Origin of the sequence: Micromonospora foliorum, from assembly GCF_022229015.1 — a bacterium.
In the GTDB taxonomy this organism is placed as follows: Bacteria; Actinomycetota; Actinomycetes; order Mycobacteriales; family Micromonosporaceae; genus Micromonospora; species Micromonospora foliorum.
The window spans coordinates 1-14,019 of the sequence record NZ_JAKKFF010000213.1; the positions used below are offsets into that span (position 1 = coordinate 1).

The 14,019-nt window shown below is 71.2% G+C and carries 14 protein-coding genes, 1 tRNA gene and 1 pseudogene; 8 read left to right on the forward strand and 8 right to left on the reverse strand.

Translation table 11 applies throughout. The features are described from left to right. Positions 1-304 precede the first annotated feature (304 nt). Positions 305-1,588, reverse strand: a complete 1,284-nt coding sequence (locus PSH25_RS16445) for an MFS transporter (protein WP_238659918.1) — start codon at positions 1,586-1,588, stop codon at positions 305-307. A 150-nt stretch (positions 1,589-1,738) separates the two neighbouring features. On the opposite strand from PSH25_RS16445, the gene PSH25_RS16450 reads away from it, so the two are divergent. Continuing rightward, positions 1,739-2,212, forward strand: coding sequence for a hypothetical protein (locus PSH25_RS16450; RefSeq protein ID WP_238659926.1), 474 nt, complete (start codon positions 1,739-1,741; stop codon positions 2,210-2,212). A 52-nt stretch (positions 2,213-2,264) separates the two neighbouring features. Here PSH25_RS16450 and PSH25_RS16455 read toward each other — a convergent pair whose 3' ends face one another. From PSH25_RS16455 to PSH25_RS16465, 3 genes are all read right to left on the reverse strand, one after another. Continuing rightward, on the reverse strand, positions 2,265-2,564 hold the full coding sequence (locus tag PSH25_RS16455) for a hypothetical protein (RefSeq protein WP_238659919.1): 300 nt from the start codon (positions 2,562-2,564) through the stop codon (positions 2,265-2,267). A 195-nt stretch (positions 2,565-2,759) separates the two neighbouring features. Then, positions 2,760-2,836: transfer RNA gene (locus PSH25_RS16460), tRNA-Pro, on the reverse strand. Positions 2,837-2,920: 84 nt separating this feature from the next. Further along, a complete protein-coding gene (locus PSH25_RS16465) occupies positions 2,921-3,814 on the reverse strand; it encodes a metallophosphoesterase (RefSeq protein WP_238659920.1) in 894 nt (297 codons plus the stop codon). A 25-nt stretch (positions 3,815-3,839) separates the two neighbouring features. Between PSH25_RS16465 and PSH25_RS16470 the strand changes: the two genes are divergently transcribed. After that, the gene (locus PSH25_RS16470; RefSeq protein ID WP_030328082.1) at positions 3,840-4,295 is read left to right on the forward strand and encodes a GatB/YqeY domain-containing protein; all 456 of its coding nucleotides are present in this window, start codon (positions 3,840-3,842) and stop codon (positions 4,293-4,295) included. A 114-nt stretch (positions 4,296-4,409) separates the two neighbouring features. Here PSH25_RS16470 and PSH25_RS16475 read toward each other — a convergent pair whose 3' ends face one another. Next, the gene (locus PSH25_RS16475; protein WP_238659921.1) at positions 4,410-6,854 is read right to left on the reverse strand and encodes a penicillin-binding protein; all 2,445 of its coding nucleotides are present in this window, start codon (positions 6,852-6,854) and stop codon (positions 4,410-4,412) included. 407 nt (positions 6,855-7,261) lie between these two features. On the opposite strand from PSH25_RS16475, the gene PSH25_RS16480 reads away from it, so the two are divergent. Further along, complete coding sequence (locus PSH25_RS16480; protein ID WP_210780772.1) at positions 7,262-7,582, forward strand: WhiB family transcriptional regulator; 321 nt, start codon at positions 7,262-7,264, stop codon at positions 7,580-7,582. Between the two features lie 6 nt (positions 7,583-7,588). Here PSH25_RS16480 and bagB read toward each other — a convergent pair whose 3' ends face one another. The 3 genes and pseudogenes from bagB to PSH25_RS16495 all read right to left on the reverse strand — a co-directional run. Next, the gene (gene bagB / locus PSH25_RS16485; RefSeq protein ID WP_238659922.1) at positions 7,589-8,740 is read right to left on the reverse strand and encodes an ArsA family ATPase; all 1,152 of its coding nucleotides are present in this window, start codon (positions 8,738-8,740) and stop codon (positions 7,589-7,591) included. Positions 8,741-8,793: 53 nt separating this feature from the next. Next, positions 8,794-9,771: an ATPase BagA gene (bagA, locus tag PSH25_RS16490; RefSeq protein WP_238659923.1), complete on the reverse strand. Its 978-nt coding sequence runs from the start codon at positions 9,769-9,771 to the stop codon at positions 8,794-8,796. A 26-nt stretch (positions 9,772-9,797) separates the two neighbouring features. Then, positions 9,798-10,397, reverse strand: a pseudogene (locus tag PSH25_RS16495) (Rv0361 family membrane protein); the annotation flags it as partial. 576 nt (positions 10,398-10,973) lie between these two features. On the opposite strand from PSH25_RS16495, the gene PSH25_RS16500 reads away from it, so the two are divergent. The 5 genes from PSH25_RS16500 to PSH25_RS16520 form a co-directional block, all read left to right on the forward strand. Then, positions 10,974-11,456 carry a hypothetical protein gene (locus tag PSH25_RS16500; protein ID WP_238659924.1) on the forward strand — a complete coding sequence of 161 codons (483 nt, stop codon included), beginning with the start codon at positions 10,974-10,976 and terminating at the stop codon, positions 11,454-11,456. 44 nt (positions 11,457-11,500) lie between these two features. Then, entirely contained in the window at positions 11,501-11,656 is a 156-nt protein-coding gene (sp36, locus tag PSH25_RS34015; protein WP_007466198.1) for a Sp36 family protein, read from the forward strand. Beyond that, entirely contained in the window at positions 11,653-12,114 is a 462-nt protein-coding gene (locus PSH25_RS16510) for a RidA family protein (protein WP_145789716.1), read from the forward strand. The genes sp36 and PSH25_RS16510 overlap by 4 nt, the downstream gene beginning before the upstream one ends. A gap of 123 nt (positions 12,115-12,237) precedes the next feature. Then, the gene (locus tag PSH25_RS16515) at positions 12,238-13,074 is read left to right on the forward strand and encodes an MBL fold metallo-hydrolase (RefSeq protein WP_238659925.1); all 837 of its coding nucleotides are present in this window, start codon (positions 12,238-12,240) and stop codon (positions 13,072-13,074) included. Next, positions 13,071-14,019 (forward strand): adenylate/guanylate cyclase domain-containing protein (locus tag PSH25_RS16520; protein ID WP_308193680.1); only part of this gene is annotated, 949 nt, incomplete at its 3' end. The genes PSH25_RS16515 and PSH25_RS16520, both read left to right, overlap by 4 nt.

The window sequence follows — 14,019 nt, forward strand, 5'->3', positions numbered from 1 at the left end:
GCCCGACCCGTCCCCAACACCGCCGCGCCGTGCGCTTCCCCGCGCCGTTCGACTGCCCGCGCCGTGCACTTGCCCGCTCCGTGCGCTTTTCTGCGCCGTCCCGCGTCCGCGCCCCGCAAGATCGCGCTCGAACATGGATGTAGTGGCCTCGGGGCGCCATGAGGCCACTACATCCTGGATCTAGCACGATCTTGCGGGGCGCGGGCGCGGGCGCGGGGCGGCGCGGGCGCGGGGCGCCGGGCGGCGGGCGCGGGATGTGTGAGGCGCGGGGCATGTCCGCGGGCCGCGGCGGGTGTGTTCGAGGTCAGGCGGGGGTGGGCGTGGGGGTGGGGGACGCCGTTGCTGTCGTCAAGAGGCCGTCCTGCTCGGTGGTGAGCAGCCGGCGCAGGGAGAGCGCGACCAGTGAGGCGACGAGGCAGCCGCCGACCACGGTCGCCACCCAGACCATGCCGTTGGCGGCGCCGATGAGTGGGCCGGCGGTCACCGGGCCGATCACACCGCTGATCCCGAAGATCATCGAACTCATCGCGTTGTACCGGCCGCGCAGCTCGTCGGTGGCGAGCGCGTTGGTCAGTGCCGGCATCACCGGGGAGAGCATCGTCTCGCCGAAGCCGAAGATTGCGGAGCAGAGCACCACGCACAGGGCGGCCAGCATGGCGCTCTCGCCGCTGACCAGGCCGGCCGCGCCGAGGACCAGCCAGGCGGCGGCGAACACCGCTCCCACCACGGCCAACGCCTTGGTGCGGCTGCGCCCCTCGATCCGGCGGATCACCAGCAGTTGAGCGAGCACGATCATCACGGTGTTGGCCGCGAGCGCCCAGGCCACGACGCGGGGGTTCACCTCGGCCACCCGCACCGCGTACGCGGCGAAGCCCACCTCCACCTGTGCGTACCCGCAGGTGGTGAGGATCAGCCCGAAGATCACCAGCCGCCGGAACGGGCGGTCGCGGAGCACCGTCAGGTAGCCGCCGGGCGACGGCTCGTCGACGCCCCGGCGTTTGCCGAGTCGGTGGCCCACGCCGGGCAGGGTGAGCAGGATCAGCGCCGGCATCAGGTAGGTCACCGCGTCCAGCAGGTAGATCGCCTGGAAGGTGCCGGGTCGGGCGGTGTCGACGATCGCGCCGGAGGTCATGCCACCGATGCCGATGCCGAGGTTGAGCAGGGCGAAGTTCAGCCCGAAGACGCGTTGCCGCTCATCGTCGTCGGTCAACGACGCGAGGATGGTGTTCTGCCCGGACCAGATCGCCGAGCTGCCGATGGCGATCACCGTCATCACCAGCAGGGCCGAGCCGGTCGAGTGGACCAGCGCGAGCGAGCCGGTGCCGATCGCCTCCATCACCAGGCAGGGCACCACCACCCGGCGGGCGCCGATCCGGTCGATCAGCGTCCCGCCCAGCGGAGACAGGGCCAGGGTGACCACGCCGTACCAGCCGATCACGAGCCCGGCGCGGGTGTCGGTGAGCCCGCGTACGTCGGTCAGGTAGATGAACAGGAACGGCAGGGTCAGACCCCGCCCGACCGCCGACAGCAGAGTGCCGAGGAGGAGCCGGCGAGCCTCCGAACGGCGGGGCAGGGCACGACGCAGCATGCCGGCATTCTGTTCGGTGGGTCTGACGCCGCGCGAACCGTTTAGGCGACGCCTCGTGGTCACCGGGACTGTCGGGTGACCAATCCCACGTTGATCCACTCGTCCTGGTCGCGCTCGGCCGGTGTCCGCCGGGTCTGCGATGCTGGCGCGATGACCGGCACCTGGCGACATCTGCCCGCTACCGCCCGCGCCATCGCGGTGACCGCCACGACGGCCGTCGCCGCCGCCCAGGCGCGCGACGGTCAGGCGTACGACGAGGCGGTCGGCGGTCTCGCCGCGGATGAGCGTTCCGGGCTGGTGCTCGGCGCGGTGGTCCGGTTGCTGCTGGAGGAGAGCCATCCGGACGGGTTGACCGGCGACGACATCCGCCAGGTGTTGACCCGCTGCGTGCGGGAGTCGACGCGGTGGCGTTCGGACGTCGACCCGCACGTGGTGCTCGTCCTGCTGGCCGGCGCCCTTGGGGTGTACGACCCCGAGGGCGACGAGTCACCTCCGGACGCGTCCGCTCTGGCCCGACACGCCCCACTGCTTGTGGCCGACCTGTTGGCGGCGACCAGCGTGCCGTTGGACGACTACCTGGCCGCCGCGTTCACGGAGATCGAGCGCACCGAACGGCAGGACTGACCGGTCCGCGCCATCTCGGACGGCGTGGCGCGGACGTGCGTCAGGTGGTTCGCTACGAGCCGGTACTCGCGGTCGTGGAAACCCAGATCAGGAACACGATCGTCCCGACGACTCCGGCGACCGCGACCAGACCGGCCACCAGGGCCGCACGAGGCGAGTGGCGTCCGCGCAGTTCGAAAGCAGCGGTGATGGTGAACAGCAACGCGAACACTTCACATCCCGCGAGCCCGAGCAGTCCGACGAAGCTCAGCAGGCCCTCGACCATGTCGCGGCCAAGAAAGATCACCCGGGCGCTGTACGCCGCTCCCGCCCAACACACCGTTGCCAGGCCCGCCAACACGTACACGGCCACGAAGGAGACGGGGCCGCCCGGGGTCGCAGGGGGTGCCCCCGCCGGACCGTCGGGCGGGAGCCACGGTTGCGGTGCCTGAGGGTGGGTCATACGCGGACGCTAGCCACGCGGCCCTACCACCGGAATCGGTCGACAGGGCTTGCCGGGGCAGACAAAAAGGCCAGGTGAGAGAAAATCTCACCTGGCCTTCACCTCTGGTCGGGGTGGCCGGATTCGAACCGACGACCTCTTCGTCCCGAACGAAGCGCGCTACCAAGCTGCGCCACACCCCGAGGCGTGCCGACAAATAGTAGCCCACTAGCCCCGATGGTCAAACTCGGTACCCCGCCGGCCCTGGCCAACGGGCGGCGGGTCGGTCAGCGGGGGATGAGGGTGAGGATGCTGGCCTCCGGGGGGCAGGCGAATCGGACCGGGGCGGTCGGGTGGGTGCCGAGGCCGGCGGAGACGTGCAGCCAGGAGTCCGAGCCCGGCCACCGGTGCAGACCGCGCGCCATCGAGCGGGGCAGGCCGCAGTTGGTCACCAGCGCCCCGAAGCCCGGTACGCAGACCTGACCACCGTGGGTGTGCCCGGCCAGCAGCAGACCGAAGCCGTCCGCCGCCATCTGGTCGAGCACCCGTGGCTCCGGTGAGTGCGTCAGCGCGATGGAGAGGTCCGCCGAGGACGACACCGCGCCGGCCACGGCGGGGTAGTCGTCCCGGTCGATGTGCGGGTCGTCCACGCCGACCAGGTCGAGCTGTCGGCCGCCAGCCTTCAGCATGGTCCGGGCGTTGTTGAGGTCGGCCCAGCCGGCGCCGGTGAAGACCTGACGCAGCTCCTCGTAGGGCAGCTCGACGCCCTCGGTGTACTCCCGGTCGGGCAGGAAGTAGGTGAAGGGGTTCTTCAGCACCGGCCCGGTGTAGTCGTTGGAGCCGAACACGAACGCACCCGGGTAGTCCAGCAGCGGTTGCAGGGCCCGCAGCACCCCGGGCACCGCGCCCGGGTGCGCCATGTTGTCGCCGGTCACCACCACCAGGTCGGGGTCGAGGGCGGCCAGCGACGCCACCCAGCGCTGCTTGCGCGCCTGGTCGGGCATCATGTGCAGGTCCGACAGGTGCAGCACGCGCAGCGGTTCCGCGTCGGCCGGGAGCACCGGCACGTCGTACCGCCGCAGGGTGAACATGTTGCGCTCGACGAGCGACGCGTACGCGAGGGTGGCCGCGCCGATCGTGGCGGTTCCGGCGGCGAGCCGGAATAGTGTGCGCTTTCGCATGGCGTTCAGGGTAGTTTGACCGTCCATGAGCACGCTGAAGGACCGCCTCACTGCCGACATGCGTTCCGCGCTCAAGGCGCGCGACGAGCTGACCACCTCCACGCTGCGGATGGCCCTGGCCGCCGTCGGCACCGCCGAGGTCGCCGGCAAGGCCAAGCGCGAGCTCACCGATGACGAGGTGCTCGCGGTGCTGACCAAGGAAGCCAAGAAGCGTCGGGAGGCGGCCACCGCCTTCGCCGACGCCGGCCGCGCCGAGCAGGCCGCGAAGGAGAGCGCCGAGGGCGAGGTGTTGGACCGCTACCTGCCCAAGCAGCTCTCGGACGCCGAGCTGACCGAGCTGGTGTCGGGGGCGCTCGCCGCGGGCGGGTTCACCGGCAAGGCCCAGATGGGCCCGGCGATGAAGGCGGCCCAGGCCGCGGTGGCGGGCCAGGCCGAGGGTGGCCGGGTGGCCGCCGAGGTACGCCGACAGCTCGGTCTCTGACCCAGCAGGATCAGCGGTACGCCAGGAAGGTCGTCGTAGCGCTCGCTGGTCCGGACAGACGGAACGGGCGGGCACCCGAGGAGGGTGCCCGCCCGTCGTGTCCTACTGGTCGGCTCAGCCGTTCGGACGGCCGTTGCCGGGTCGCCCGGGTTGGCCGCCGGGTTGACCGCCCGGAGTGCCGCCGGTGTTGCCCGGCGTGCCGCCGCCGCTGCTGACCTGGATGGTGACCACGCCGCCCTTGATCGTGCGTCCGTCCGGGCTGGTGCCGGCCGCGTCGCCCTCCTTGCAGGAGGACGGCACCTTCGCGCTGGAGACGACCGGCTCGAAGCCGGCGCCCTTGAGCCGGGACTTCGCCTGATCCACCGAAACGCACTTCACGTCGGGGATGCTGCGCTGGTCACCCTCGGAGATCTTCTGGCCCGGCGGCTCGAACTGGATCCGCGGTTTGCCCTTCATGGCATCCCGCAGGGTCTCGTACACCGGCGGGTTGATGCCGTCCTTCTCCTTGTGCTTCATCTTGACGTTCGTCTGCGGCCAGTCCGGGTCGGCCATGATGCCGGCAACCGAGTACTGCTTGGTCATGGCGACCAGGGCGGCCGTCTTCTCCGAGTCGGTGGTGCCGGACTTACCGGCCACCGGCGCGTCGACGATGCCCTTCACGACGGCGGCCGTACGGCTGCCACCGCACTTGCTGGTGCTGGAGTTGTCGCCGACCGGGCAACGGGCGGCGTCCACGGCGGCCCGGGCCACCTCGGTGCTGAACCGCTTCTCGCAGCGCGGGTTGGCGATGTCCAGCTTGTTGCCCTCCGGGTCCCGGATTTCCTGCACCGGGATCGGCTCGCAGTACTTGCCGTCGGCCGCCAGGGTCGCGTACGCGTTGGCCAGGTCGAGTGGCGTGGTGGAGGAGACGCCCAGGGTGAAGGCGCCCCACTGGTGGGCGGCTTCCTTGGTCGCGGCGAATTTGGCGTCGTTGCTCGCCCGGAACTGGATGCCGGCCCGGCGGGCGGCGTCGACGACGTTCTCCGCGCCGACCTGCTGCTGCAGCGGGACGAAGTAGGTGTTCACCGACTGGGCGAACGCACTCCACATGTTCTGCACGCCGCCGGCCTTGAGGCCGGAGTTGGTCGGGCAGTAGAAGTGGGTGCCCTTGCAGGCCGCCGGGCTGCTGCTGTCGATGATGTATTCCGACTTGAACTGCTGCGGCGCGTTGAAGGTGTAGCTGAGCGGGATGCCCTTCTCCAGGGCGGCGACGATGCTGAAGATCTTGAAGGTCGAGCCGGCCTGGTAGCCGGTGATGCCGTTGCCGCCGGTGAGCAGCGGGTTGACCGTCGCCGGGTAGTTGCCCCGGATGCCCTTCCGGCTCTTCGCCGGATCGCTGGAGATCTTGTTCTTCGGGTTCCTCGGGTCGTCGAGCTTGAACTGCCGGTTGACCGCGAGCGCCCGCACCCGACCGGTGCCCGGCTCGACGACCGCGACCATGGCCGCTTCCTTGCTGTTCACGCTCTTGGCCTTACGGACCGCCCGGTCCGCGCCGCGCTGCGCCTGGACGTCGATAGACGTCACGACGGTGTAGCCGCCGCTCTTCAGCCGGCGCTCCCGGTCGTACGTGGTCGAGCCGAAAGTCTCCTGATCCATCCACCAGCGGTAGAAGTAGTCGCAGAAGAAGCCCCACTCGTTGACGTTGGCGGCGACGCAGCCGTTGGGGGTGCGCTTGTCCTTCACCACCAGCTTGGTCGCCTTGGCGACGTCCGCCTCCTGCTGGGTGATGGCCTTGATGTCGACCATGTTCTGGATGACGTAGTCGCGACGGTCCTTGGCGAGCGGGTAACCGGCCTCGGTGGTCGGATCGTTCGTCGTCGGCGCCTTGACCATGCCGGCCAGCAACGCCGCTTCCTCGATCTTCAGCTTGCTCGGCGGCTTGCCGAAGTAGACCTGGCTGGCGGCGTAGATGCCGTACGCGCCGTTGCCGAACGAGGCCAGGTTGAGGTAGCGGGTGAGGATCTCGTCCTTGGAGAACTCCTTGTCGACCTGGAGAGCCAGCCGCATCTCGCGGAGCTTGCGGGCGCTGGTGTCCTCGGTCGCCGCGACGACGTCCGCCGGGTGGGTGGCCGAGTACGCGATGGCCAGCCGGACGTACTGCATGGTCAGCGTCGAGGCGCCCTGCCGGCCGGAGCCTTCGCTCTGGTTGTTGACGAACGCGCGGGCGACACCGTTGATGTCGACGCCGTTGTGCTTGTAGAAGTCATGGTCCTCGGCCGCGATGATGGCCTTCTGCATGAACGGCGAGATGTCCGGGAGCTTCACGTCCCGTCGGTTCTCGTCGTACATCGTCGCGAGCGGTGTCTTGCCGTCCGAGGCCAGCAGGTAACTGATCTGTGGCGCGCGGGCCACCGTCAGCTCCGTGGGCAGGGCACCGAATGTCTCGGCGCCCGCCTTCGCGGCCAGGCCGGACATCGCTACCGCGGGGAAGGCCGCCGCAGCGACCACCACGCCGGCCAGCAGGCCACACACGAGTAGCGATGCGGCGTTGGTCAGCACATTGTGGTCACGTTTCCGCATCCAGGTCACCTCGACAGGGTACGCGAGTAGGGAATGAGGGGCGCTGGGGCGTTCTTTCCCCATTTCCTGCGCGCGCTGCCCTCGTTGTGCTAAACGCACGACCCCCGGTACTTGGTTGCGTGTGACCTGGCGCGAGTCTCCTCCGATTCAGTGAGGCGGCGCAGCGTTATCGCTGACCTCGGCGGGGTAACCGGCGGTCGAAGGCCCGGGAAGCCGGGAGTGTCCGGAATGATGGATTTCGTCGACAACGTTGCGTAATCAGTCGACTACAGAGCATGATGGGGGCGGCGACAGCGCCACATGTCGTCCGCGCCGCCTTGGGGAAGGCAGGCCGGGCGATCGGGGGGAATTGCCGGCTGACGTGCATCGACGAGGTCGGTAGGTACTGCAAGGGGGGACGTGTACACATGGGCATGATCACTGACTGGCCGTCGCTGGCGGCATGTCAGAACGGGGACCCGGACGCGTTGTTCGTACAGGGCGCCGAACAGAACGTGGCGAAGCGGATCTGCCGGAGCTGCCCAGTTCGGTACGAGTGCCTGGCCGACGCGCTGGACAACCGGATCGAGTTCGGTGTGTGGGGCGGCATGACCGAACGCGAACGGCGGGCACTCCTGCGTCGTCACCCGCAGGTGACGAGCTGGCGCAAGATGTTCGAGGCCGCGATGAAGAAGAACAGCAAGGACAAGACCGGCAAGGACAAGATTCTCGTCAGCGCGGCCAACTGACGCCGGTCACGGCCGGCTGATCGCCGCGCCGATCGTCCGTAGCCCGTCGACGTCGTGCACGTCGGCGGGCTGCGCCGTAACCGAAATCGCCGGCACGGCCGGGAACGCCTCGGTGAAGCGCGCGGCGACCTGCTGCTCGCGTACCGCCTGGCGAGCCAGCGCCGCGTGCGCCCGCAGCACGTCGGCGGTGGCCTCGTGCCCACCCAGCTCGGTCAGCCGCTCGGCGGCGACCCGGCTCTGCTCGGCGTCCAGCTCCGGGACCGCCGGGCGGTGCACCCGGTTGAGCACCAGGCCGGCCAGCGGCATCCGCTCGTCCCGCAGCCGGCCCGCGAAGTAGGCCGCCTCCCGGACCGCGTCCGGCTCTGGCGTCGCGACCAGCAGAAAGGCCGTCTCCCGCGCCTGCAGGATGCGGTACGTCTGCTCGGCGCGCTGCCGGAAACCACCGAACATCGAATCCAGTGCCGCCACGAAGCCGGACAGGTCGGTGAGCAGCTGCGCGCCGAGCACCTTCTGCACCACCTTCGAGAACATCCCGAACGAGGCCGTGACCAGGCTGAACATGCTCCGGCCGCCGCTGCGCGCCGGAGCCAGCAGCAGCCGCAGCATCCGGCCGTCGAGGAAACGGGAGAGTCGAGCGGGCGCGTCCAGGAAATCCAGTGCCGAGCGGGACGGCGGTGTGTCCACCACGATCAGGTCCCATTCGCCCCGGGCGTGCAACTGGCCCAGCTTCTCCATCGCCATGTATTCCTGCGTGCCGGCGAAGGTCGAGCTCATCGCCTGGTAGAACGGGTTCGCGAAGATCTCCGCGGCCTTCGTCGGGTCGGTGTGCTGCAACACCACGTCGTCGAAGGTGCGCTTCATGTCCAGCATCATGGCGTGCAACTCGCCGCCGCTGCTCTCGACGTCGATGCCCTTGACCTGGCGAGGGGTGTTGTCCAGCTCGGTCAGGCCCAGCGACTGGGCCAGCCGGCGGGCCGGATCGATGGTGAGCACCACCGTGCGCCGGCCATGGTGCTCGGCAGCCCGCAGCGCCAGCGCCGCGGCCGTGGTCGTCTTTCCCACTCCGCCGGCACCGCAGCACACGACGATCCGCACGCCCGGGTCGGCGAGGATCTGGTCGACGTCCAGCTGCGGCGCCGCGTCTTCGGAAGGCACCAATCGAGCGTATCGGGCCGGCGGGTCCGCGCGCCCGCGCTGCGCCTAGGTGTGAGTCATTCGGCGCGGAGGAGGGCCTGGGCCAGCGTCGCGAGCCCCGCCCGGTCCACCCCGTCGGGCAGCAACGGCAGCTCGATCATCGGTAGCCCCAGCTCCACCAGGTCGGCGCGGAGCGAATCCTCCAGTTCGCGCCGGATGAGCTGGTCACGTGCCTCGTCGTGCAGCCCGGCCACGATGTCCCGATCGGCCGGCAGCCCGGCGGCGACCAGCCCGCGCCTCAACTCCGCGGCGGTGACCGCCGGTCCGGCGGGCAGCGGGGCTCGGACACCGTTGACGAGCACCTTCCCGACGCCGAAGCCGAGGGCGGTCAGGTCGGCGATCGCGTCGACCGTCTCCTGGATCGGCATCTCCTCCAGCAGCGTGACCACGTGCACCGCGGTCATCGGGGACCGCAGCAACGCGGCGACCCCCTCGCTCTGGGTCTTGATCGGGCCCACCTTGGCCAGCCGGGCGGTCTCCGCCGTCACGTTGAGGAACCGGCCGATCCGCCCGGTCGGCGGGGCGTCCAGCACCACCGCGTCGTACGCCCGCCGCTGCCCGGTGGTACGGGTGGTGGCCTCCTTCACCTTGCCCGTGAGCAGGACGTCCCGCAGGCCGGGCGCGATGGTGGTGGCGAAGTCGATGGCGCCGAGCTTGCGTAGTGCCCGGCCCGCCGCGCCCAGCTTGTAGAACATGTCCAGGTACTCGAGCAGCGCCTCCTCGGCGTCCACCGCGAGCGCGCGCACCTCACCACCGTCCGGCGCGTCGGCGAGGTGCCGCTCCTCGTAGGGCAGCGGGTCGATGCCGAACAGCTGGGCGATGCCCTGCCGCCCCTCCACCTCGACCAGCAGGGTGCGCCGGCCACCCGCGGCGAGCGCGAGGGCCAGCGCCGCCGCCACGCTGGTCTTACCGGTGCCGCCCTTGCCGGTCACCACGTGGAGACGGGCGGGCCATCCGGCACCGGCCGGGTCGATCGGGCGCTCAGCTGCACACACCCGTCGAGCCTATCCAGGCGTGGCGGTCACGCGACCTCGCAGACCCACCAACCCGTCTTCTGCACCACAGTGAAGCGCAACTCCTGGTCGGCGACCTTCTCGTCGGCGGTGGTCATGGTGAGCCGGGTGGAGACGGTGGCCCGTTCCCCGGTCTGGTTGTCCACCTTCGGGGTGGTCCAGCGGAAGCGCGGGTTCTGGTAGGTGGAGGCGTACTTCTCCACCTCGGCCACCTTCGCGGCGATCTTGTCGTCGTCCCGCGAGGCGGCGCAGACGCGACTGGCCGCCTTGGTCGCGTCGCGATCCTTGTAGACCGCGGTGAGGAACTCGTCGACGGCGACCGCCGGCTCCTTGGCGCCCTCGCCGGTCTCGGCATCGCGCAGGGTCAGGAAGGCCACCACGCCGCCGCCCACGCAGAGCACCATGATCACGACCAGTGCGATCGCCGCGATCAGCAGGCCGCGCTTCTTCTTCGGCTCGGCCGTGCCCGGGTAGGGCGGGTAGGCCGGCGGGGGCGGGGGGATCGACGAGGGGTTCGGGGCGCCCGGCTGCGGCGGGGGTGTGGCGGTCGAGGTGGGGCCGCCCGGCCCTTCCGGCTGGCCGGCACCGCTGGGCTGCCCGGGGAAGGTCGGCTGGCCGGGGCCGGCTGGCTGCCCGGGAAAGGCCGGTGCGCCGGGGGCGGCGGGGAGCGCCGGCTGCGCGGGGGAGGTGGGGAGGGCGAGCTGCCCTGGCGCCGGAGCGGGGTTTGGCTGGGCGGGGATGGTCGGTGCGCCGGGCTGACCGGCGGGATCCGGGTGGGCCGGCGGGTGAGTGGGTGGGCCGGCCTGGTCGCCGCTGGGCGGGTGGGTCATGTCGTTCCCCCAGGGGTGCGGCGCCCGCCGCCACCCCTGGCGCCGAGCGTGATCGAGCGGGCGGCCGGGCGCTGCGCGACCGTCCGACCGGAAGGGTAGCGGTCGATGACCGGGTCGGTGTCGCCCCTGCCTGCCGGGCGGGCCCCACGATCCGGTGAGTGGTACCCGCGTCGGTTCCGGTGTCGGCCCCCCGACCTGCGGTGTGTCGCATATGTGACTGTTGGTGTCCTCTTGTGCGCGTCCTGTTGGCGGGACTGCGGCCACAGACCTACCTTCGTCCCGGTGCGGGGGCCGGAACGGACGAATGGGTCCGGGCCGGAAGCATGGTCCGAGAGGTACGACCGGAGGCAGTGCATGCGCGACGCGGACAACATCCCTCGCACCCAGTTCCCGACTAACGACCGGCCCCGCCGGCCAGGGGCCGTGGTCGAGGCCGGCGGGCAGGTCACCAACCAGCCGATCAACGAACGGTCGTACCGCCGGATGCCGGAGCAGACGGAGACGAGCCGGGCGCCGAGCCAGCCCGCCGAGCGGACCCGTGAGGACGACGAGCCGGGCTTCGTCATCCACCTGCCGATCCGGGTGCCGAACCTGGCGGCGGCGACCGTGCTGGCCGGCCGGGTCGCGGTGTCCCTGGGGTTCCTGCCCGAGCTGGACGCCGGCGAGACCACCGTGTCCAACGCCGACGACCAGAACAACCGGCACCGGGTCTTCTGTGACCTGCTGCTGCCCGACCGGTCCCGCTGCCCGCAGGGGTACGAGCACGAAGGGGGCTGCGGGGAGCTGCCGGCCACGCCGGAGCAGCGTCCCGTACCTCGTCCGGCCAGCGGACCGTAGGCTGTCCCTCGAACAATTCCGCACCGAGAGGGAGCCCTTCAGCGATGCAGAAGTGGGAATACTCCACGGTCCCGCTGCTGGTCCACGCGACCAAGCAGATCCTCGACAACTGGGGCGAGGACGGGTGGGAACTCGTCGCCGTGGTCCCCGGCCCGAATCCGGACCAGCTGGTCGCCTACCTGAAGCGGCCCAAGGCGTGAGCAACGGTCCGCACGCGAAGCTCGCCGAGCTCGGTCTCGAACTGCCCGAGGTCGTGCCGCCGGTGGCCAGCTACGTCCCGGCCGTGCAGTCCGGGCAGCACGTGTACGTTTCCGGCCAGTTGCCGATGGCCGAGGGCAAGCTGCTCGCGACCGGCAAGGTCGGCGCCGGGATCTCCGCCGAGCAGGCGAAGGACCTGGCCCAGCGGTGCGCGCTCAACGCGCTGGCCGCGGTCGACTCGCTGGTCGGCCTGGAGAACGTGGTCAAGGTGGTCAAGGTGACCGGGTTCGTGGCCTCCGCGCCCGGCTTCACCGGGCAGCCCGCCGTGATCAACGGTGCCTCCGACCTCTTCGGCACCGTGTTCGGCGAGGCCGGCCGCCACGCGCGCAGCGCGGTAGGCGTGGCCGAACTGCCCCTCGACGCCCCGGTGGAGATCGAGCTGATCGTCGAGGTCGCCTGACGCGTCCCCAGCGCCCCACGATCTTGCCCTTTCCGCTCGGACGAAAGCCCTGAACGGGGACGAATCAGGGACGGCAAGTGCAAGATCGTGGGGTGTGGCGGGCGGGGTCGTACGATCGCAGCCATGAGCGGGCACGTGACGGGGGCGGTGGCGGCGCTTGCCGACGAGCTACCCCGCTGGGTTTCACTGCTGCGTGCGCCGAACCCCGGGCCGATGACCCTCGACGGCACCAACACCTGGGTGCTGCGCGCCCCGGCGGCCGAGTACGCCGTCGTGGTCGACCCGGGGCCGGCGGACGAGGGGCACCTGACCCGGATCGCCGAGCACGGCCCGATCGGGCTGATCCTGATCACCCACGGCCACCCCGACCACACCGAGGGCGCCGCCGGGCTGAGCCAACTGCTCGGCGGGGTGCACGTGCTCGCCGTCGACCCGGCGCACACCATCGGCGGTGAACCATTGACCGAGCCGGCCGAACGCCTCGGCGGGTTCGGCCTGGAGATCAGTCTGCTCGGCACGCCGGGGCACACCGCTGACTCCGTCTGCTTCCTGGTCGAGCACGACGACGAGCGGGTGGTGCTCACCGGTGACACCATCCTCGGCCGGGGCACCACCGTGGTCGCCCACCCCGACGGGCACCTCGGTGACTACCTGAGCAGCCTGGAGCTGCTGTCCGCGTACCGGGGGATCCCGGCGCTGCCCGGACACGGCCCGGCGCTGGCCGACTGCGCCGCCGCCGCCGACTTCTACCTCGCCCACCGCCGGGCCCGGCTCGACCAGGTCCGGGCGGCGGTCGCCGCCGGCGCCCACACCCCCGCCGACGTGGTGGCGACGGTCTACGCGGACGTGGACCGCTCACTCTGGTGGGCGGCCGAATGGTCGGTCCGTGCCCAGCTGGAGTATCTGGGCGTCGACACCGGGGAATCCGCGCCCGGGGTCAGTGGGTTGGAGCACATGTGACCTGCCCCGTGTGTGGAACCGTTGCCGTTCCCGGCGCGCGGTTCTGCCACAACTGTGGCGCCGCGCTGCCGGCCGCCGCCACGTTGCCGGCGGCCGAGCGCCGGGTGGTCACCGTGCTCTTCGGCGACCTCTCCGAGTTCACCTCCTGGTCGGAGGACCTCGACCCGGAACGCGTCGGCGCGGTCACCGACCGGGTGCTCGCCGCCCTCGCCGGTGCGGTGAAGACGTTCGGCGGGCACGTCGACAAGCTGACCGGTGACGGCATCATGGCGGTCTTCGGCGCCCCGGTGGCGCACGAGGACGACGCCGAACGCGCCGTCCGGGCCGCCCTGTCCATGCAACGGGCCGTCCGCCGGGTGCTCGACGACGAGCGGGGTGGCGGCGCGCCGCTCGGGCTGCGGGTCGGGCTGAACACCGGCGACGTCATCGCCGGCATCCAGGCCGCCATCGAATACACGGTCATCGGCGACACGGTGAACACCGCGGCCCGGCTCGCCGACGCCGCCGCGGTCGGGGCCGTCTACGCCGGTGGACGCACCGCCGCGGCCACCAGACACGTCTCCTCCTGGCGGGCGTTGCGCCCGCTGCGGCTCAAGGGCAAGCGTGAGCCGGTCGAGGCGTACGAGCTGCTGGGTCTGCTGGACGCCCCGGGCACCCGCTCGGGGCTCGGCGACGAGGCGCCGTACGTCGGCCGGGAGACGGAGATCGGCCGGGTCGCCGGCCGGCTCGCCGAGGTGATCGACCAGGGCGACCCACGGGTGCTGCTGATGACCGCCGAGGCGGGTATCGGCAAGTCCCGGTTCGCCGCCGAGGTGGAGCGCCTCGCCGCCGGGTACGACGTCGGCGCTGGCCGGTACGCGGCGCACACCGGGGCGCGGGTGCTCTCGGTGCGCTGTGCCGCGTTCGGTGAGCGGCGACGGCTCGCGCCGCTCGCCGACCTGGTGC

Bases quoted from the DNA above. Each gene is read 5' to 3' on its own strand.
- PSH25_RS16445 (WP_238659918.1), bottom strand. From the start codon at position 1,588: ATGCTGCGTCGTGCCCTGCCCCGCCGTTCGGAGGCTCGCCGGCTCCTC.
- PSH25_RS16480 (WP_210780772.1), top strand. From the start codon at position 7,262: ATGGGCATGATCACTGACTGGCCGTCGCTGGCGGCATGTCAGAACGGG.
- PSH25_RS16470 (WP_030328082.1), top strand. From the start codon at position 3,840: ATGAGCACGCTGAAGGACCGCCTCACTGCCGACATGCGTTCCGCGCTC.
- PSH25_RS16475 (WP_238659921.1), bottom strand. From the start codon at position 6,854: ATGCGGAAACGTGACCACAATGTGCTGACCAACGCCGCATCGCTACTC.
- PSH25_RS16450 (WP_238659926.1), top strand. From the start codon at position 1,739: ATGACCGGCACCTGGCGACATCTGCCCGCTACCGCCCGCGCCATCGCG.
- PSH25_RS16465 (WP_238659920.1), bottom strand. From the start codon at position 3,814: ATGCGAAAGCGCACACTATTCCGGCTCGCCGCCGGAACCGCCACGATC.
- sp36 (WP_007466198.1), top strand. From the start codon at position 11,501: ATGCAGAAGTGGGAATACTCCACGGTCCCGCTGCTGGTCCACGCGACC.
- PSH25_RS16500 (WP_238659924.1), top strand. From the start codon at position 10,974: ATGCGCGACGCGGACAACATCCCTCGCACCCAGTTCCCGACTAACGAC.
- PSH25_RS16515 (WP_238659925.1), top strand. From the start codon at position 12,238: ATGAGCGGGCACGTGACGGGGGCGGTGGCGGCGCTTGCCGACGAGCTA.